This is a genomic window from Streptomyces cadmiisoli (assembly GCF_003261055.1).
Classification (GTDB): domain Bacteria; phylum Actinomycetota; class Actinomycetes; order Streptomycetales; family Streptomycetaceae; genus Streptomyces; species Streptomyces cadmiisoli.
The window spans coordinates 6,968,406-6,987,643 of sequence record NZ_CP030073.1 but is presented as its reverse complement, the minus strand read 5'-3'; the positions used below and the strand labels follow the sequence as shown (position 1 = coordinate 6,987,643).

The following is a 19,238-nucleotide window of genomic DNA, read 5'->3' as shown; positions in this document are numbered from 1 at the left end:
GCATGCCGAGCAGCTCGCACAGCGGCGGCAGGCGCAGTGGCCGTCGGAGGTGGTCACAGCGGTACGCGCAGTGCTCCGTCGATGAGTTCGGCGGCCTCGGCCGTGCCCGTGCCGCCGCTGCGCGCCAGATGCTCGCGTACCGCCCGGAGTCTGTCGCGCAGCCGCTGGGACTCCATTCCGCGGGCCTGCTCGGCCATCTCCACCGCGGTCGCCACCGCCTTCTCGGCGTTGCCCTGGCGCAGTTCGACGGTGCTGAGCATGGCGAGCCGGTGCACTCGTCCCCGGTCGTGCGCCGGGGTGTCCACCGCGGCCGCGGCGTGCTCTCCGGCGGCCGCCAGTTCACCGAGGCTGAGCAGGGCCTCCGCGACCTGGACGTTGACGAGGCCGGGCTGGACGTAGCCGGTCTCGTCGGGCTCGTACCCGCGCCGGATGCGTTCGGCGGCCGACTCGGCCCGCCGGATGCACGACAGGGCGCTCGTGCCGTCGCCGAGATGGGCGTACGCCTTGGCCTGCATCGCGTACAGATCGGACGCCAGGGCCGGTGTGATGTGCTTGCCCGCGGTACGCAACGCGGCCTCCGCGAAGGCGACGGCCTGGCGGTACTCCCGCATGAACAGCGACTGGTTGACGAGCAGCGCGATCACATAGGCGCCCAGTCCACGGTCACCGCTCGCCTTGGCCAGGCGCAGCGCCTGATGGAAGTAGCGCTGGGCGAGGCCGTGCGCGTCGGAGTCGTAGGCGCAGATGCCGGCGACGGCTACCAGTCCGCCGGTGGCGCGGTGCAGCTGGCGGCCGGTGGCGTCGGTGTAGCTGCCGCGCAGCAGCGGCGCCGCCTCGGAGTTGAGGAAGCCGACGATCCGGGTGCGCGTCGCCACCCCGCCCGCCTTGCGGTACATCTGCTCGTAGTGCGTGCGGGCCGAGCGCAGCATCTCGATGTCGGCCGGGGTGACCCGGTGCCGGCCGCCGCGGGAGACGTCCACGTCCTCGGGCGGGTTCTCCCACTCCCACACGGGCATCACGGCGGGCGTTCCGGTGACGGCGGGAGCGCCGAGGACGTGCGGGCGCTGCTGCTCGTCGGAACGCCACAGGGCCGTGGCGCGTTCGACGAAACCGGACAGGGAGGTGCCGTGGGTGCCGGCCTGCTCCCCCGATACGCCGAGTCCGATGTCGTCCAGCGTGACCGGCCGGTGCAGACGCGCGGCAAGCACCTCGCAGATCAGGTCGGGCACCTGGCCCCGCGGTCGCTGGCCCTTCAGCCAGCGCGCCACGGCGGTGTGCTCGTAGCGCAGCGCGAGTCCGCGTGCCCGCCCGGCCTGGTTCACATGTGCCGCCAGCCCGGCATGCGATATCCCCGCCTCGTCCAGGATCGCGTCGAGCAGAGTGTTGGGCTGCATGGGATGGCCCCCCAGGTGGCTCGGTGCCGACAGCGTAGTGAATCCGCCTTCACACGGGGTGTGAACGGAGTGCGCGAATCCGCGCTGTGCGCGCACTGTCGCGGAGAGTTCCCGACCGGTTGACTGAAATGCCTCGCAAGAGGCCGGCCGGGCCGCCGGCTCCCCCTCGTAAAGTGCGGCGGCCCTCATCCGCGCCGTCCGCCACGCCGCCTGCCCGACACTCCGTGGCGGGGCGGACGGCGGGCCGACGCCGGAGCAGGAGCGAGGGCCGGCCCGCCGTCCGGCGTACGCCCTGGTGCCGTGGCAGGCAACGTTCGCCCGTCAAGGAGCGGCGTCCGGTGCGTGCTCTCGGTGTGCCGGCCGGAAGTCCTCGTACTGGACGTACTTGGACTTTCGGCCGGTGCGGCGAGAGTACGTGCCGGGCGTCGCGACGGGGCGAACGTTGCCTGCCGCGGCACTAGGGGCGCGTGCCGGCCGCGCGTGCGGGTCCGCGGGGCCCCGAAGCCCTTCTGGGGTGGCGTTCGTTGCGCACCACCAGGAAGGCCACGTCGTCGGTGGGGCTGCCCGCCGCGTGCCGCAGCAGGCGGGTGAAGACGGCACCCAGGACGGACTGCGGCGTGGCGGCGCCCTCCCGCACGGCCTCGCTGAGCGCCTGCGGCAGCGGAAAGAACCGGCCATCGGCGTCACGGGCGTCCTCCGCGCCGTCCGTGTAGAGGAACAGCGTCTCCCCGGGGCGCAGTTCGCCGCAGCGCACGACGGGCAGATCGGCCGGCAGCGGGAACGAGCCGAGCGGCGGGAGGGGATCGGTGCGGGCGAGCGGCTCGACCCGGGTGCCGAGCAGCCGGTACGGCCAGGGGTGCCCGCAGTTGAGCGCGCGCACCTCGCCCTCGCGCCGGATCTCCAGCAGCAGGACGGTCACGAACTCCTCGGCGGCGAACCCGTCGGGGTCGGCCTCGAATCCGGAGGGCGGCCCGGCGCGGGTCCGCTCGCGCAGATGCCGGGCGAGCGCACGCTCCAGTCGGCGTGCCACGGCGCCGAGTTCGGGCTCGTCGTGCACCGCCTCGCGGAAACTGCCGAGGACGGCGGCGACGGTCCCGATGGCGGCGATCCCGTGCCCGCGGACGTCGCCCATCACCACCCGCACACCGTGTTCGGTGGCGATCACCTCGTACAGATCGCCGCCCACGGAGGCGCAGCGGTCGGCGGAGAGCTGGGCGGCGGCCAGGTTCAGTCCGTCGACGCGCGGGGGCAGCGGGCGCAGCAGCGCGCTCTGGGCGGCGCCCGCGACCCGGCGGGCCTGCCTCAGCTCACGCAGCAGTGTCCGCCTCACATGCAGGACGAGCCCGGTACCGACGGCGAAGAACACGGCACTGGTGACGATCCGCGCACCCCACCCGGTCTGCTGGGCCATCGGGCAGGACAGTTTGTACGTGATCGCCACGGCCCCCCACAGGGTGGGCGGACCCAGGGCGAGCACCCGGCGGGACGTCCTCCGGGACCGTGTGCGACGGGCAGCCCCGGACCTGATGCGGATCATGTCGAAGGCCCCCCAAGTAGGCCGTGACAGCGCAGACGGACGGGCCTCGAAAGGCCGGTCCGATTCTGTCGACCGCACGACCCGGGCGGCGAGGATCATCGGGAAGTCCCACCCGAACGAGTGAGCTGCCCACCCCTGCCGACCACGGCGCGGGGGGCCGCGCGCCTCGGCCGCGGAGATCCCGCGGCCGAGTGGTGGGCGCGCAGCCCCCCGCGGCCGTGCTAGCTGCGCAGCTCGGCGCCCGTGCGCTCGGCGGCGAGGGCCACCGCGGCGTCGCGCGCGGCGGACGCCTCGTCGACGGTGAGCGTGCGGTCCCCGGCCCGGAACCGCAGCGCGTACGCCAGCGACTTCCGCCCGCGGCCGAGCTGCTCCGCGTTCTCGTAGACGTCGAACAGCCGGATGGACTCCAGCAGTTCGCCGGCGCCCTCACGCAGGGCGGCCTCGACGTCCGCGTGCGGCACGGTCTCCTCCACGACGAGCGCGACGTCCTGCGTGGCGACCGGGAAGGTGGAGATGCCCGGTGCCTGCGGGGTGCCGTGGCCGGCCTCCTCCACCGCGTCCAGGTTCAGCTCGGTCGCACAGGTGCGGGCGGGCAGACCGAACGCCTTCACGACCCGGGGGTGCAGCTCGCCGGCGTGGCCGACGACCCGCTCGGTGCCGTCGGCGACGACCACCAGCTCGGCGCAGCGGCCCGGGTGCCACGGCCCGTACTGCCCCTTGCGGACGAGCAGCTCGGCACCCGCCTCACGGGCGACCGCACGGGCCGCCTCCACGGCGTCGGCCCAGTCGGCGGGCCGGCCCTTGCCCCACCAGCCGGCCTGTTCGCGCGCGCCCGTCATGACGACGGCAACATGGCGCGGCTGCTCGGGCAGCACGGCGTTCAGCGACGCGATCTCCTCGTCGGTGGGACGCCGGTCCACCGGCAGGTGGCCGGCGGCCCGCGACTCCTCGCGCGGCAGGAAGACCAGTCCGGTCTCGAACAGCGCGAGATCGTGGCTGCCGCGGCCGTCGTTGCGGCGCAGCGCGCCGAGCAGGCCCGGCAGCAGCGACGTGCGCAGCGCCGGCTCCTCGTCGTTGAGCGGGTTGACCAGCTTCACGACACGGCGGGCGGGGTCGGCGGCGTCGAGGCCGAGCTGGTCGAAGACCTGCTCGCTGACGAACGGGTAGTTCGGCGCCTCCACGTAGCCGGCGCCGGCCAGGGCCCGGCCGACCCGGCGGTGCAGTCGCTGCCGGTGGGTCAGGCCGCGGCCCGAGGGGGGCTTGGGCAGCGTGGAGGGCAGGTTCTCGTAGCCCTCCAGGCGGATGACCTCTTCGGCGAGGTCGTTCCGCTCCAGGAGGTCGGGCCGCCAGGACGGCACGGTGACGATCAGCTCGTCCTGGCCGTAGACGTCGCAGCCGATCTGCTGAAGGCGGCGCACGACGGTCTCACGGCCGTACTCGACGCCCGCGACCTTGTCCGGGTGGTCGGCGGCGACCGTGACGGTGTGCGGCGCGGACGGGGTGATGACCTCGGTGACGCCCGCCTCGGCGGTGCCGCCCGCGAGCAGGACGAGCAGGTCGACGGTGCGCTGGGCGGCGGCCGAGGCGGCCTCCGGGTCCACGCCCCGCTCGAAGCGCCGGGACGCCTCGGAGGACAGCTTGTGGCGGCGGGCCGTGCGCGCGATGGAGACGGCGTCGAAGTGCGCCGCCTCGATCACCACGTCCGTGGTGCCGGCCTCGGCCTGCGCGGCGGTGTCCATGCCGTCCTCGGGCTGGACGTGGTCGGCGATCTCGGTGTTGGCGCCGCCCATGACACCGGCGAGCCCGATCGGACCGCGCTCGTCGGTGATGACCAGGTCCTCGGCGTGCAGACGGCGCTCGACGCCGTCGAGGGTGACGAGCTTCTCGCCCTCCTCGGCCCGGCGCACACCGATCGTGCCCTGGACCAGGTGACGGTCGTAGGCGTGCAGCGGCTGGCCGAGCTCCATCATCACGTAGTTGGTGACGTCGACGGCGAGCGAGATCGGGCGCATGCCGACCTTCTGGAGCCGGCGCCGCAGCCAGATCGGGGAGCGGGCCTCGGGGCGCAGACCGCTGACCGTGCGGGCGGTGAAGCGGTCGCAGCCGAGCGGCTCGGAGACCTTGACCGGGTAGCCGTACGCGTTGGGCGCCGGTACGTCCAGCAGGGCCGGGTCGCGCAGCGGCAGGCCGTAGGCGACGGCGGTCTCGCGGGCGACGCCGCGGATGGACAGGCAGTCGCCGCGGTTGGCGGTGACGGCGATGTCGAGCACCTCGTCGATCAGTTCGAGCAGCTCGATCGCGTCCTTGCCGACCTCGGTCTCGGGCGGCAGCACGATGATGCCCTTGGTGCCGTCGTCGCCCATGCCCAGCTCGTCGCTGGAGCAGATCATGCCGTGCGAGTTGCGCCCGTAGGTCTTGCGCGCGGAGATCGCGAAGCCGCCGGGCAGCACGGCGCCGGGCAGCACCACGACGACCTTGTCGCCGACGGCGAAGTTGCGGGCGCCGCAGACGATCTCCTGGGGCTCACCGGTGCCGTTGGCGGTGCCGACGTCGACGGTGCAGAAGCGGATCGGCTTCTTGAAGCCGTCCAGTTCCTCGATGGTCAGCACCCGGCCGACGACCAGGGGGCCCTTGAGTCCGTCGCCGAGATGCTCGACGGTCTCGACCTCCAGACCGGCCGAAATGAGCTTGGCCTGCACGTCACGACCGGTCTCCGTCTCCGGCAGGTCGACGTACTCCCGCAGCCAAGAAAGCGGGACCCGCATCAGATCTCCATCCCGAACGGCCGGGTGAACCGGACGTCACCCTCGACCATGTCTCGCATGTCCTCGACGTTGTGGCGGAACATCAGCATCCGCTCGATGCCGAACCCGAAGGCGAATCCGCTGTACTTCTCCGGGTCGACGCCGCAGGCGGTGAGCACCCGCGGGTTGACCATGCCGCAGCCGCCGAGCTCGATCCAGCCCTCGCTGGAGCAGGTGCGGCAGGGCCGGTCGGGGTTGCCGACGGACTCGCCGCGGCAGACGTAGCACACCATGTCCATCTCGGCGGACGGCTCGGTGAACGGGAAGAAGTTCGGCCTGAGCCGGGTCTTCATGCCCTCGCCGAACAGCGACTGCACCATGTGGTCCAGGGTGCCCTTGAGGTCGGCCATGGTCAGGCCCTCGTCGACGGCGAGCAGCTCGACCTGGTGGAAGACCGGGGTGTGGGTCGCGTCCAGCTCGTCGGTGCGGTAGACGCGGCCGGGGCAGATCACGTAGACCGGCAGCTCGCGCTCGAGCAGGGAGCGGATCTGCACCGGCGAGGTGTGGGTGCGCAGCACCACGCCCGAGTCGCCGGAGCCGTCCGGGCCCTCGACGAAGAAGGTGTCGGCCTCGCCGCGGGCCGGGTGGTCCGGGCCGATGTTCAGCGCGTCGAAGTTGAACCACTCGGCCTCGGCCTGGGGGCCCTCGGCGACCTCGTAGCCCATGGCCACGAAGACGTCCTCGATGCGCTCCGACAGGGTGGTGAGCGGGTGGCGGGCACCGGCCGGCACGCGGTCGTACGGCAGCGTGACGTCGACCCCCTCCTCGACCAGCACGCGTGCGTCGCGCTCGGCCTCCAGCTCGCCCTGGCGGGCGGCGAGGGCCTTGTTCACCGCGCCGCGGGCCTGGCCGACGCGCTTGCCGGCGTCGGCCTTGGCGTGCGGGGGCAGGGCGCCGATCTCGCGGTTGGCGAGGGCCAGCGGGGAGGCACCGCCGGTGTGGGCGACCTTGGCCTCCTGGAGCGCGTCGAGGGAGTCCGCGGCGGCGAAGGCGGCGAGCGCCCCGTCCCGCATGCGCTCGATCTCTTCCGGTTTCAACGCCTCGACCTCGACAGGGTCGTACGACTTATTCGGTGCCGACATCTCTTCCCGTGCTTCCGATTGGCTGGCTGGAGGTCCCCGTCACCGACTCTGTGGGCCGTCCGCGGGACACAAAGGTGCCAAAGGCCGAGTCTAACGGGGTGGAGGTGTCCGAATGCGCCCGTGGGCCGCTCAGGCGAGATACGCCGGTGCGCTCACGGGCAACGTAAATCGGAACTCGGCGCCGCCGCCGGTGGCGCGGCCGACCGTGATGGTGCCGCCGTGGGCCTCGACGATGCCCTTGACGATGTACAGCCCAAGGCCCGTGCCGCCGCGTCTGCTGCCCCGCCAGAAGCGGGTGAAGACGCGGTTCATGGATTCCTCCGGGATGCCGGTGCCCTCGTCGCTCACCGTGACCGACGTGCCGGCGTCCTCGCCCTCGCGGGGGGACGCCGACGGTGTGATGTCGATGGTGACGGTTCCCTCACCGTGGCGCACGGCATTTTCGATGAGGTTGCTCAGCACCTGGTCGACCTTGTCGGGGTCGGCCCACAACGTGGGCAGCGGCTGCTCGACACGGAGCAGGAACCGGTCGGCGTCCAGCCCCGCGGCGACGTACGCCTGGATGTGCCGGCCGACGGCCGCGCCGATGTCGACGGGCTGGCGGCGCACCTCCAGCCGTCCGGAGTCGATCCGGGAGATGTCGAGGAGCTCGGCGATGAGGCGGGTGACCCGGTCCGCGTCGGCGTCGACCGTCTCCAGCATCAGCCGCTTCTGGTCGTCGGTGAACCGCTCCCACTTGGCCAGCAGGGTCGCGGTGAACCCCTTGACGGATGTCAGCGGTGAGCGCAGCTCGTGGGCGACGGTGGCGATCAGCTCGGCGTGGCTGCGCTCGGTGCGGCGTCGGGCCTCGGTGTCGCGCAGCGAGACCACGACGCGGCGGACGGGGCCGGTGGGCTCGGCGCGCAGGTAGCGGGCCGACACGAGGACCTCACGGCCGCCGGGCAGCAGCAGGTTGCGCTCGGGCTGGCGGACCCGGATCGCCAGCCCGCCGTACGGGTCGGTCAGCTGCCACCAGCGGCGGCCCTCCAGGTCCTCTAACGGCAGGGCCTTCTCCAGGCGCCGGCCGAGTGCCTCGGCGGCGGGGATCGCGGTGATGCGTTCGGCGGCGGCGTTGAAGCAGATCACGTGCCCGTGCTCGTCCGCGACGACGAGCCCGTCGGGCAGATCGTCGGAGTCGACGCCGAGCTCGGCGCACTCGACGGGCGGCCGGGACGCGAGTGATCGCCGCGTCCGGCGTGCTCCCGGTGCGCTGCTCGTGCCGATACTCATCCCCGTACCCCACCTCTCAGACGGCGCAGGGCCCCGAGCTGGCCACCCTACTAGCTGTCGGTGACTGTGCGGCAGCCTCCGGAGGCGCGCTGTGCACGGGCCGACGCGTAGAGACATACGGCCGCGGCGGTGGCGAGGTTCAGGCTCTCGGCCTGTCCGTGGATCGGAACCCGTACGACGGCGTCCGCGAGGGCCCGGGTCTCCGTCGGCAGACCCCAGGCCTCGTTGCCGAAGACCCATGCGGTCGCGCCGCCCATGGTGCCCTTGTCCAGCTCCTCGTCGAGGTCGTGCTCGCCGGCCCCGTCGGCGGCGAGGATCCGCACCCCGGCGTCCTTCAGCCCGGCCACGGCCCGCTCGACGGGCACGCCCACGGCGACCGGCAGATGGAACAGCGAGCCCACGGAGGCCCGCACTGCTTTCGGGTTGTACAGGTCCACGGAGGCGTCGGTGAGCACCACGGCATCGGCTCCGGCGGCGTCGGCGCACCGCAGGACGGTGCCGGCGTTGCCGGGATCGCGGACGTGCGCGAGGACCGCGACGAGCCGCGGCCGGGCGGCGAGGATCTCTTCGAACGGCGTGTCGAGGAACCGGCAGACGCCGACGAGTCCCTGCGGGGTCACGGTCGTGGAGATGTCGGCGATGACCTCGTCGGAGGCGAGGTGGACACTGGCTCCGGTGTCCCGGGCGCGGCCGATGATGTCGGCGTAGCGGTCCGCGGCCTCGACGGTGGCGAACAGCTCGACGAGGACGTCCGGCTGCGCCCCGGCCTCCCGTACGGCCTGCGGCCCCTCCGCGAGGAACAGCCGCTCCTTGCCCCGGAAGTTCCGCCGGGCCAGCCGCCGCGCGGCCGACACACGGGGCGAGCGGGGGGAGATCAGCTCGGGCTGGGCGGGGGGCATCGTGTTCACCTTCGGTACGTTCCGGGTCTGGCTCTCCGCGGTTGCGGACACAGCAGGACCCGCAGACCGTGACGGCCTGCGGGTCCTTCAGTCACGTCGGCCGGGAGCCGGCGTCACGCGGCCTTCGGCGCGTTGACGTCGCTCGGCAGCGCCTTCTGGGCGACCTCGACGAGCGCGGCGAACGCACCGGCGTCGTTGACGGCCAGCTCGGCCAGGATCTTGCGGTCGACCTCGACGTTCGCGGCCTTCAGACCCTGGATGAAGCGGTTGTACGTGATGCCGTTCGCGCGGGCAGCGGCGTTGATGCGCTGGATCCACAGCTGGCGGAAGTCACCCTTGCGCTTCTTGCGGTCGTTGTAGTTGTAGACCAGCGAGTGGGTGACCTGCTCCTTGGCCTTGCGGTACAGCCGCGAACGCTGACCGCGGTAGCCGGAGGCCTGCTCGAGGATCGCCCGGCGCTTCTTGTGGGCGTTGACTGCCCGCTTGACGCGTGCCACTTGTTAACTCCTTGTAGCGGGGCCGTGGTTGTCTTCACACGGCCCGGAATCGATGGGGTCCCGGTCCAGACGTACGACGCTCAGTGGCGCCCGTACGTCACTTGCCGAGAAGCTTCTTGATCTTCGCGGCGTCGCCCGGGGCCATCTCGGCGTTGCCGGTGAGGCGACGCGTCACGCGGGACGACTTGTGCTCGAGCAGGTGGCGCTTGCCGGCGCGCTCACGGAGCACCTTGCCGGAGCCGGTGACCTTGAAGCGCTTGCTGGCACCGCTGTGCGACTTGTTCTTCGGCATAGCGCCGTTCTCTCCTCGTCGGTGGCGCTCCGGTGCCCGGTCGCGAAAACCGGGCACGGTGGAGCGTCGCTCTTGTTTCGGTTGGATCCTCGAGGGCTTGCGCCCCCGGGGGGTCACGCCTCGGCGGCTGCCTCGGCAGGAGCCTCCGCGATCTCGGCGTCCCCGCCGGCTTCGGCCGCGTTCTGCGACTTGCCGGGGTTGGCCTTCGCTTCGGCCTTGCGGGCCTCCTGCGCCTGGCGGGCCTCGGCCATCGCCTCGGTCTTCTTCTTGTGCGGACCGAGGACCATGATCATGTTGCGGCCGTCCTGCTTCGGGTTCGACTCGACGAAACCGAGGTCCTGGACGTCCTCCGCCAGACGCTGCAGCAGTCGGTAGCCCAGTTCGGGCCGGGACTGCTCGCGACCACGGAACATGATCGTGATCTTGACCTTGTCGCCCTGCTTGAGGAACCGGACGACGTGACCCTTTTTGGTGTCATAGTCGTGCGGGTCGATCTTCGGCCGGAGCTTCATCTCCTTGATGACCGTGTGCGCCTGGTTCTTGCGCGCCTCACGGGCCTTCATGGCCGACTCGTACTTGAACTTCCCGTAGTCCATGAGCTTGCAGACGGGCGGACGGGCGTTCGCCGCGACCTCGACCAGGTCCAGGTCGTACTCCTGCGCAAGCTCCAGTGCCTTCGCGAGCGGCACAATGCCGACCTGCTCGCCACTGGGACCGACAAGTCGCACCTCGGGAACGCGAATCCGGTCGTTGATGCGGGGCTCGGCGCTGATGGATCCTCCTCGGTAGCACCACGCGACGGTCTGGCGGACAGCCGCGTAACGTCTCTGATCGTTAGACCTAACCGCGCCGAAGCAGAAAAAATGCCCCGGACGATCACAGGCGGGGGCTCCTCGAACTACCGGAGCGACCGCCGCGGTGACCGCGGGGCGCACATTCGGGCGGATGCCGTCGGATGGACGGGACCGCCTGACCGGTGACCCGCCGCCCGGGGGGCGGTCAGGTGGGAGTTCGAAAGCCTCCACTTGTAGGTCGGGCTCGTGGGCCGCCAGGCATACGGGTCCGACCGGTCGATACACGAGATTACCAGCTCGGGCCGGGAACGGCTAACCGAGGGCAACTGGGGCACGACCCCGACGTGCACCTATGGTGTGCGGCATGAGTGAGACCCCTCCTGACACACCCGACTTCGACGCCATGACCCGGGACATCGCCGAGGTCCCCGCGGTAGAGGTGATCGTCACGGTCGCCGTCAACCTGATGAGCGCCGCCGCCGTCAAGCTCGGCCTGACGGAGGACGGCGACCGGCACAAGGACCTGGACGAGGCCCGCAAGCTGGTGCACGCCCTGGCCGGCCTGCTCGACGCGAGCACCACCGAGATCAGCTCGTTCCACGCGGCGCCGCTGCGGGACGGCCTGAAGTCGCTCCAACTGGCGTTCCGCGAGGCCTCCGTGGTCGCGGACGAGCCGGGCCAGGGGCCGGGCGAGAAGTACACGGGCCCGGTGTACCGCTAGTACCCCAGGCGCTTCGGGGCCGACACCGCCTGTCGCGGTGCCGGCTCCGGCTCATCCGCGTACGTACAGGGGCTCGCCCGGTGGTGTCGTCCCGGCCGGCAGCAGTGCCAGGTCGAGGCCGCGCACCAGGCGGGCCCTCAGTGTCTCGTCGGCGGCCATGCGCTCGGCCACGGCGCGCGCGGTCGCGGCCGGGTCGGCGGCCGGGTCCGGGACGAGGGCCAGCGTGCCGTCCGCCCGCCCCGGTCCGAGGTGGGCGCTGACCACGCCCGGCTCGGCGGCGACCGCCGCGCGCACGGCGGCGACGACGGCGGGGTCGGCCAGCGGGTCCGCGCTCGTACGGCCCTCGGCGAGTGCCCGCAGGGCGGCCCCGGTCAGTTCGAACGGCACCGGACCGGCCAGGTCCAGCACGATCGTGTCCGCCTGCTCGTGGGCGGCCGCCCGGAGTGCCTGGTGCAGGGGCACGGCGACCGGCCGGGCGGCCGGGTCCCAGCGGGCCAGCGAGTCGGTGGACGTGAAGGCCGGCAGGGCGGTGCGGCCGCCGGCCTTCAGCGTCGGTACGGCCATGTCGCTGGTCTTCTCGCGGCGCAGCCCGTTCTCGTCCTCCCCGACCTCGCCGAGCACGGCCACGACGGGGACCAGCAGCCGGGCGCCGTCGAGCGCCGCCAGCACAGGTCCCACAGCGGTGCGGTCCTCGGCCCAGGCGGCGAGCGCCGCGCCCAGCCGGGGATCGGCGGAGCCGTCGTCGTCGGAGAAGCCGGAGTCGGGGATGTTCTTGTTCGCCACGGTCACCGACCCTATAGCGGGGTCGCGGGCGGGCTCGTGCGGGTGGCGGAAACACCGCCGTGACACGGTTCACCCGTTTCTCAGCCTTCGCTGACACAGATCTAACCCGCCGATAACTGGCCGCACAGGTGGCGCCCGCAGTATCGCGGGCATGCAGCCCGCCAGTACCCGCCCGCCCTGCCGCCGCACCGCCCGCCTTGCCGCCGTCGCCGGCCTCCTCGTGCTGGGCGCTGCCGCGACCGGGACCGTGTACGTACAGGCGCAGGCGCACTCCGGGGGGCGGGCCGTATCGTCGGCACCCACGGCATCGGCGTCGCACCGGGGGACGGCCCCCGCGAGCGGGGAGGCATCGTTGGAACCTGTGGCCCCGCCCACGAAGGAGGACCACGACGCGCTGCTCGCCGCGGCGATGAGGACGGTGGGCGTGGCGGACGGCGCGGACGTGTCGGTGGCCGTGCTCGACATGGACTCCGGCCGGTCCGCCGCCTACGGGGACGGCACGTTCGACACGGCGAGCATCGTCAAGGTCGACATCCTGGCGGCGCTGCTGCTCCAGGCCCAGGACGCGGGGCGGCGTCTCACGGCGGCCGAGCGGGCGTACGCCACCGCGATGATCGAGCACAGCGACAACGACTCGGCGTCGGCCCTGTGGGAGGCCGTGGGACGGGCCGCGGGGCTCGACTCCGCCAACGAGCGGTTCGGACTGACGGGGACCTCCGGGGGCGACGGCACGCTGTGGGGGCTGACGCAGACGACCGCCGCCGACCAGTTGCGGTTGCTCGGGCAGGTGTTCGGGGACGACTCGGTGCTGGACACCGCCTCTCGGACGTACCTCAAGGGGCTGATGAAGGGGATCGCCGCCGGTCAGCGGTGGGGTGTCTCGGCGGTGGCGGACGGCACCGGGTGGGCGCTGAAGAACGGCTGGCTGCCGCGCAGCGCCACCGGGCTGTGGGACATCAACAGCATCGGACGCGTGACGGTCGACGGTCGCGACTACCTGGTCGCGGCGCTGTCGCAGGGCAACGCGACGAAGGAGGCGGGGGTGACGCTGGTGGAGGCGGCGGCGCGGGCGGCGGTGTCGGTGTTCACCGGGGACGCCACGGCTCGGGCGTCGGCCTCCGCCGGGGCGTCCTGAACCGCGGCACTAGAACGGGCGGTGGATGCGGCGGCCGCGCCACAGGACGACCGCGGTGACCAGCAGCACGACGCCGGCGCCGCCCGCGAGCGGGGCGGCCAGGTCCGTGGCGCCGTCGTCGGAACCGCCGGTGTCCGGGCCGGAACCGAAGTACTTCTCGCCGTACGCCGCGGAGTGCAGGTCCTGCGGCTTCAGACGCGCGGCCTCCTCGATGGCGGCGGCCGGGTCGATGAAGCCGAAGCCGCGCGAGTCGTCGCGGCCGTCGGCCGGGGCGTTGCGGGCGGTGTCCTCGAGGAGCCGCTTGATCTGCGCCGGGGTCAGGCCCGGGTGGGCGGCCTTGACCAGGGCGACGGCGCCGGAGACGAAGGCCGCGGCGGCGCTGGTGCCCCAGCCCTCGTAGTACCTGCGGTCGGGGTCGGCGATGACGACGTCCACCCCGGGGGCGCTGACCGTGGCGTACCAGCGGCGGGTGGAGAAGGAGGCGCGGGTGCCGTAGCGGTCGACGGCGGTCGCGGCGATGACACCCGGGTAGGCGGCCGGGTAGGAGACGCGGTCGCCCTTCTCGCCGCCGTTCCCGGCCGAGGCGACGACGACGGCGCCTTTCTTCAGGGCGTACTGGACGGCCTCGTCCTCGACCGGCTCGGGGTGCGCGGAGGCGGAGTCGTCGCCGAGGGACAGGTTGATCACGTCGGCGCCGTGGTCGGCGGCCCAGCGGATGCCCTCGGCCAGGGCGTTGCCGCGGCTCTTGCGGGCCTTGGCGCGGGCCGGGTCGCCGTCCTCCAGGATCACCCGGACGGGCAGGATCTTCGCCTCGGGGGCGATGCCGAGGACGCCGTCGGCGCCGCCGGGACCATGGCCGTGACCCGCGATGATCCCCGCCATCGCGGTGCCGTGCCGGGCCCACGGGGGGTCGTCCTGCGTCGCGCCGAAGCCCACCATGTCCTTGCCGGGCAGCACGTTGCCCGACAGGTCGGGGTGGTCGGCGTCGACGCCGGTGTCCAGGACCGCGACGGTGATGCCCTCGCCCTTGGTGGTCTGCCAGGCCTCCGTGGTGTGCATCGCCTCCAGGGCCCACTGCTGGGCCCGTATGCCGTCGGCGTGCGCGGCGGTGGGCGGGAGCAGCGCGACGGACGCGGCGACGAGGACGGCCAGCAGTCCCGCGCTCCGGGTCGCGGCGGACGGCCTGACGGCCGCGGCGGGCTTCATGAGGGCCGCTCCGAGGACGAGGTGACGGACTTGCGCAGGCCGCGCTCCACCCGGTCGGCGAGGCCCTTCGCCTCGTGGCCGAGGCCGGCCTGGCCGACGGCGGTGGTGACGCCGGAGCGCATGGCCTCCGCGGCGGACTGGGGGTCGTCGACGACGCGTGCGTCGGCCCAGCCGGAGACGGCGTAGACGACGACGGGGGCGTCGGTGAGGACGGAGACGGTCCACGAGGCGCGCTGCTCGTCGCCGAAGCCGGCGGCGAGGGTGCCCTTCGCCGCGTACGGGCGCGGCATCAGATCGGGACGGCGCCCGAGCGCCTCGTCCTCGAAGCGGGCCTCCAGGGAGCGCATTCCGGTGGCGTCCGCCTTGGTGAACAGCAGGCCGACGGTGGTGACGTGGCTGCGGGTGGCGTCGGTGTAGGTGGCGCGCAGCAGGCGCCGGCAGCCGACCGGGGCGAGGGCCTTGCGCAGCAGCGGGTCGAAGGCGTCCGCGCAGCCGCTGTCGGGCGCGACGGCGATACGGGTCCAGACCCGGTCGGCGCCTCCGGGGCCGGCGCCGTCGCCCCGCACGGTGGGCGGGAACAACTGGTCGACCGGAACGCTGTGCCACAGGCTTCCGGCGGTCGCGAAGGCTCCCCGCGCTCCGGTCTCGCCCGAGTCGCCGATCAGCCAACTCCCCGTCGCGGCGCCCCCGATGAGACCCAGCCCGAGAACCACGCAGGCGGTGGCCGCGACGGTCCGGCCGCGCACCCGCGCGCCGATCGGCCGCGCCCGCACGTGCTCGTCGTAGCCCTCGGGCTCGCCGAGGGTGACGACGGGGCGCTGGGGCGCGGGCGGAGCGGCGTTCCACGACAACGCGGGGTTCGGGGACAGGGAGGTGGGGTGCTCCGCCGGGGCGGGGCGGTGTGCGGGTCCGGTCGGCGCGGCCTCGTACCGCTGCCCGGGCTCGGTGGGCCGGCCCGTGTACGGCACCGACGGATGCCGTCCGGGTTCGGCGGGGGCGGCCGGCGTGTGCCGGAAGCCTTCGGGGGCCGGTGCGGGAGCCTGGTCGGCCGGGACGCGGCGCAGACGCCGCGTCGTCTCGGACGACGCCTCGGAAGGCGCCACCGTCGGCCGAGGCGGCACGGCCCGGCCACCCGGCCCACCGGGCTCCGACGGGAACGCGGGGCGCGCGGGCGGGTCCGCGGGGCGCGCCGGGGCGATCGCGGGCCGTGCGGGCCCGGTGGGAGGGCGGGTCGGAGCGGGCGGAGGGCTGCCCGCTCCGGGCGCCTCACCGGGCCCACCCGCCGACCGAGGCGGCATGCCGCTCGGCCCGTCCGGGTCCCACGGGGGCGCCGGGCGCGAAGGCGGGGACGGCCGGGTGCCGGGGGGCGCGGGCGGTGCCGGACGGCTGCCTGGGCGCCGCGGCGTGTCGGTGGGTGCGGCGGTCTCCGCCGCCGGACTCTCGCGGCGGGCGGGCCTGCCCGGTCCGCCGCCCGGACGAGGCGGCACATCCCCGGAAACGGCCGGCCCCACCGGTCCAACAGGACGTGCGGGCGCGCTCGGTCGGCCGCCCGGACGAGGTGGCACATCCGCGGAAACGGCCGGCCCCACCGGTCCCACAGGACATGCGGGCGCGCTCGATCGGCCGCCCGGACGAGGCGGCACATCCGCGGAAACGGCCGGCCCCACCGGTCCACCGGGGCGGGCCGGCACGTTCGGTCGGCCGTCGGGCCTCGGCGGAAGGCCCTCGGCGACCGCCGAACCCGCCGGCCCTTCAGGGCGTGCGGGAGCACCCGGGCGACTGCCCGGACGCGGCGGTACCTGGCCCGGCACCGCGCGACCCGCCGCGCCTCCGGGGCGGGCGGGCACCGTCGGACCGTCGGCGGGGCGTGGTGGCGCGCCCGCGGGCGCGGAACCCGACGCATCCCCGAGGCCGGCCGGCACCGTCGGACCCTCGGCCGGGCGTGGTGGCGCGCCCGCGGGAGCTGGACCCGACACACCTCCGGGGCGGGCGAGCGAGGGCGGAGCGTCGGCGGGGCGTGGTGGGGCTTGGGGAGGCGTCGTGTCGGAGGTGCGGCCGGTCGTCGGCGGTGCGTCCGGGAAGCGGGCCGAGGCGGGGGGCGGGGGCGGGGTGAAGGGGGCGGTCCGCCGGGCGCCCGCGGAGGGCGGGGTGCGGAACGCCGGGTAGCGGGTGGGCGGGTCGTCCGCTCGTCCCTGCTCCGGTACCGCGGGCCCGTCCGGCTCGGCCGCGGGCGTCGGTGAGGTCGCCGGGTCGGCGGGAGGCGACGGGCGGTCCGGCTCGTCACGGCCGGCGTCGGCGCGGGCGTCCGCGGGGTCCGGCGCACGAGGCGGGCGGGGCGGCGTGGGCGGACGGGGCGGAACCGGGGCGTGCCGCGCGTCCGTGCTCATCCGCCCCCCGCTTCGTCGTCTGCGGGCCCGTTGCCGTATGCGGACCCCTCGTCCAGTCGCACGCATACCCGCAGCCGCCCGCCGGCATCCCGGCGCGGGCGGCGCGCGGAGTGGTGCCTCCGTGCGTGCGCGTCACTCTACGGGTTGGCCGCGGTCCGGCGGGAACCAGTCCACGAGCCCGGGGCATCTGCCCGGAACATCCCCCTACCCTGCGGTAATCGGGTCTGGCAGGCTGCCGTCATGACTGCGCGCGCCGCCGACCGGGCCCGTTACGACCGGGCCACCGCCCATCTCGACGCCCCTCTCGCGATCGTGGACCTGGACGCCTTCGACGCCAACGCGGACGATCTGGTCCGGCGGGCGGGCGGGAAGCCGATCCGCGTCGCCAGCAAGTCCGTCCGCTGCCGTGCCCTGCTCGAACGGGTGCTGGCCAAGGACGGTTTCACGGGCGTCATGTCCTTCACGCTGGCCGAGTCGCTGTGGCTGGCCCGGTCCGGGTTCGAGGACGTCCTGCTCGCCTACCCCTCGGCCGACCGCGCCGGGTTCGCCGAACTGACCGGCGATCCCAAACTGGCCGCCGCCGTCACGGTGATGATCGACGACCCCGCCCAGCTGGCCCTGATCGACGAGTCCAGGGCCGGCGGTCGCGAAGTCGTGCGGGTCTGCCTGGAGTTGGACACCTCGCTGAAGCTGCTCGGCGGACGGGTGCGCGTCGGGGCCCGTCGTTCGCCGCTGCACTCCCCCGCCCAGGTCGCCGACATGGCGCGGGCGGTGGCCCGTCGGCCGGGGTTCGAGGTCGTGGGGATCATGGCGTACGAGGGCCACATCGCCGGTGTCGGGGACTCGGTCGCCGGGCGTCCGGTGCGGTCGCGCGCCGTCCGGCTGATGCAGTCCGCCGCGCGCCGGGAGCTCGCCGAACGGCGCGCCGCGGTGGTGCGCGCGGTGCGGGCCGTGGTGCCGGGTCTGGAGTTCGTCAACGGCGGTGGCACGGGCAGCGTGCAGCACACCGCGGCGGAGGACGTGGTCACCGAGATCGGTGCCGGGTCGGGGCTGTACGTGCCGCGGCTGTTCGACAACTACACGTCCTTCAGCGGCCGCCCGTCGGCGCTGTTCGCCCTGCCGGTCGTGCGCCGGCCCGGGGTGGGGGTGGTGACGGTGCTGGGTGGCGGTTACCCGGCGTCCGGTGCCGCCGGGGCGGACCGCCTGCCGGTGCCCTGCCTGCCCGAGGGGCTGCGCTACGACCCGCAGGAGGGGCCCGGCGAGGTGCAGACGCCGCTGCTGGGCTCTCCCGCGGACGATCTGCTGATCGGCGACAAGGTGTGGTTCCGGCACGCCAAGGCCGGTGAGCTGTGCGAGCGGTTCGACGCGCTGTCCCTGGTCGAGGGCGACCGGGTGACGGCGACGGTCCCGACCTACCGGGGAGAAGGCCGTACGTTCCTGTAGGGAGCGGAGGGCCGTCCGTGCCTCCGGGGGCGCGGAGGGCGGCTCGGTCCGCCGGTGGTCAGCTCGACGGGCCGATGCTGCTGCCCACACCGCCGCCGTCCGTGTCGCCGACCGGCCGGATCCCCTTGGTGATGCGGTCCATGTCGGCCAGCGGCGGGCCGTCCTCGCCCGCGTCGAAGACATAGCGCACGATGACGGGTGACTCGGTGCCGGCGCTGGACTGGAAGGCGAGGGACTGCACGTACCCGCCGGGGCCTTCGGCGGTGGTCACCCGCCAGCGCACGAAGTACCCGGCACGGCCCGCGACCGCGACCGGGCCGGAGGCGACGAGCCGGTGGGACTCGATGCCGCCGTAGGGGCGGCGGCCGACGACGTCGCGGTCGTAGGCCTCGTCGGCCGCGTCCTCGATGTCCGCCTCGGCCAGGAGCTCGGGGGACGTCTCGTCGTTGACGGTGACCGTGCGCGAGATGACCATGCCGTGGCGGCAGAAGCCGCCGTCGCCGGGGCAGTCGTAGGTGCCGTCCGTGGTCATCATGACGTTGTCCGTGGTGACGTTCTCCGGGGGGACCCAGCCGTCGAGCAACGGCAGGGTGATGCCGTTGAGTTCGTCGGTGACGGCGTCCGGATCCCCGGCGGGCGGTTTTGCGGCGGGCGAGGACGGCGACGGCGAGTGCGTGGTGCCGATCGAGGCGGTGGCGGGTCCCGGGCCGGCCTCCGCCCCGCTGCCGCCGGTGTCCTCGTCACCGCCGCGCAGGACGACCGCTCCCATGACGACGGCGGCGACCAGGACCGCTCCGGCGGCGCCGAGGGCTACGGCCCGGTTGCGCCGGGACGCTCCGCCCGCGGCCGGCGGCCGCCCCGCGACCGGCTGCCCCGGCGCCTCGGGCGAGCGGCGGTGCTCGGTCCAGGCCGTGCCGTCCCACCGGCGTTCGAGGTGCGGGGCCGACGGGTCGCGGTACCAGCCGGGTGGGGGCGACATGCTCATCCCGGCACTG

General features: G+C 74.0%; 16 protein-coding genes. 3 read left to right on the top strand and 13 right to left on the bottom strand.

Annotated elements, in window-relative coordinates; translation table 11 throughout:
• Positions 1-53 precede the first annotated feature (53 nt).
• From DN051_RS30680 to infC, 9 genes are all read right to left on the bottom strand, one after another.
• Positions 54-1,394, bottom strand: coding sequence for an NsdA family TPR-like regulatory protein (locus DN051_RS30680; RefSeq protein ID WP_053759752.1), 1,341 nt, complete (start codon positions 1,392-1,394; stop codon positions 54-56).
• A gap of 457 nt (positions 1,395-1,851) precedes the next feature.
• A complete protein-coding gene (locus DN051_RS30670; protein ID WP_053756436.1) occupies positions 1,852-2,931 on the bottom strand; it encodes a PP2C family protein-serine/threonine phosphatase in 1,080 nt (359 codons plus the stop codon).
• 221 nt (positions 2,932-3,152) lie between these two features.
• Positions 3,153-5,696, bottom strand: a complete 2,544-nt coding sequence (pheT, locus tag DN051_RS30665; RefSeq protein WP_112440010.1) for a phenylalanine--tRNA ligase subunit beta — start codon at positions 5,694-5,696, stop codon at positions 3,153-3,155.
• Positions 5,696-6,817, bottom strand: a complete 1,122-nt coding sequence (pheS, locus tag DN051_RS30660) for a phenylalanine--tRNA ligase subunit alpha (RefSeq protein ID WP_053756438.1) — start codon at positions 6,815-6,817, stop codon at positions 5,696-5,698. Before pheS ends, pheT begins: the two co-directional genes overlap by 1 nt.
• Before the next feature lie 129 nt (positions 6,818-6,946).
• The gene (locus DN051_RS30655; RefSeq protein WP_112440008.1) at positions 6,947-8,086 is read right to left on the bottom strand and encodes a sensor histidine kinase; all 1,140 of its coding nucleotides are present in this window, start codon (positions 8,084-8,086) and stop codon (positions 6,947-6,949) included.
• Between the two features lie 50 nt (positions 8,087-8,136).
• The gene (locus DN051_RS30650; protein ID WP_053756444.1) at positions 8,137-8,985 is read right to left on the bottom strand and encodes a TrmH family RNA methyltransferase; all 849 of its coding nucleotides are present in this window, start codon (positions 8,983-8,985) and stop codon (positions 8,137-8,139) included.
• A 113-nt stretch (positions 8,986-9,098) separates the two neighbouring features.
• Complete coding sequence (rplT, locus tag DN051_RS30645; RefSeq protein ID WP_004002577.1) at positions 9,099-9,482, bottom strand: 50S ribosomal protein L20; 384 nt, start codon at positions 9,480-9,482, stop codon at positions 9,099-9,101.
• 97 nt (positions 9,483-9,579) lie between these two features.
• Positions 9,580-9,774: a 50S ribosomal protein L35 gene (gene rpmI / locus DN051_RS30640; protein ID WP_004933563.1), complete on the bottom strand. Its 195-nt coding sequence runs from the start codon at positions 9,772-9,774 to the stop codon at positions 9,580-9,582.
• 113 nt (positions 9,775-9,887) lie between these two features.
• On the bottom strand, positions 9,888-10,547 hold the full coding sequence (gene infC, locus DN051_RS30635; protein ID WP_079000290.1) for a translation initiation factor IF-3: 660 nt from the start codon (positions 10,545-10,547) through the stop codon (positions 9,888-9,890).
• A 385-nt stretch (positions 10,548-10,932) separates the two neighbouring features.
• On the opposite strand from infC, the gene DN051_RS30630 reads away from it, so the two are divergent.
• Positions 10,933-11,289: a DUF1844 domain-containing protein gene (locus tag DN051_RS30630; protein WP_053756441.1), complete on the top strand. Its 357-nt coding sequence runs from the start codon at positions 10,933-10,935 to the stop codon at positions 11,287-11,289.
• A 51-nt stretch (positions 11,290-11,340) separates the two neighbouring features.
• Here the strand turns inward: DN051_RS30630 and DN051_RS30625 are convergent, their stop codons facing one another.
• Positions 11,341-12,072, bottom strand: coding sequence for an SseB family protein (locus tag DN051_RS30625; RefSeq protein ID WP_112442521.1), 732 nt, complete (start codon positions 12,070-12,072; stop codon positions 11,341-11,343).
• Positions 12,073-12,223: 151 nt separating this feature from the next.
• Here DN051_RS30625 and DN051_RS30620 point away from each other — a divergent pair, with 151 nt between their 5' ends.
• On the top strand, positions 12,224-13,207 hold the full coding sequence (locus DN051_RS30620; RefSeq protein ID WP_112440006.1) for a serine hydrolase: 984 nt from the start codon (positions 12,224-12,226) through the stop codon (positions 13,205-13,207).
• A 9-nt stretch (positions 13,208-13,216) separates the two neighbouring features.
• Here DN051_RS30620 and mycP read toward each other — a convergent pair whose 3' ends face one another.
• Both mycP and DN051_RS30610 read right to left on the bottom strand, forming a co-directional pair.
• The gene (gene mycP / locus DN051_RS30615; protein WP_112440004.1) at positions 13,217-14,413 is read right to left on the bottom strand and encodes a type VII secretion-associated serine protease mycosin; all 1,197 of its coding nucleotides are present in this window, start codon (positions 14,411-14,413) and stop codon (positions 13,217-13,219) included.
• Positions 14,410-15,534: a hypothetical protein gene (locus DN051_RS30610; RefSeq protein ID WP_246040674.1), complete on the bottom strand. Its 1,125-nt coding sequence runs from the start codon at positions 15,532-15,534 to the stop codon at positions 14,410-14,412. Before DN051_RS30610 ends, mycP begins: the two co-directional genes overlap by 4 nt.
• 1,506 nt (positions 15,535-17,040) lie before the next feature.
• Here DN051_RS30610 and DN051_RS30605 point away from each other — a divergent pair.
• Positions 17,041-18,243: an amino acid deaminase/aldolase gene (locus tag DN051_RS30605; RefSeq protein WP_112440002.1), complete on the top strand. Its 1,203-nt coding sequence runs from the start codon at positions 17,041-17,043 to the stop codon at positions 18,241-18,243.
• 58 nt (positions 18,244-18,301) lie between these two features.
• Here the strand turns inward: DN051_RS30605 and DN051_RS30600 are convergent, their stop codons facing one another.
• Complete coding sequence (locus DN051_RS30600; protein ID WP_112439998.1) at positions 18,302-19,222, bottom strand: DUF2510 domain-containing protein; 921 nt, start codon at positions 19,220-19,222, stop codon at positions 18,302-18,304.
• Positions 19,223-19,238: the final 16 nt, after the last annotated feature.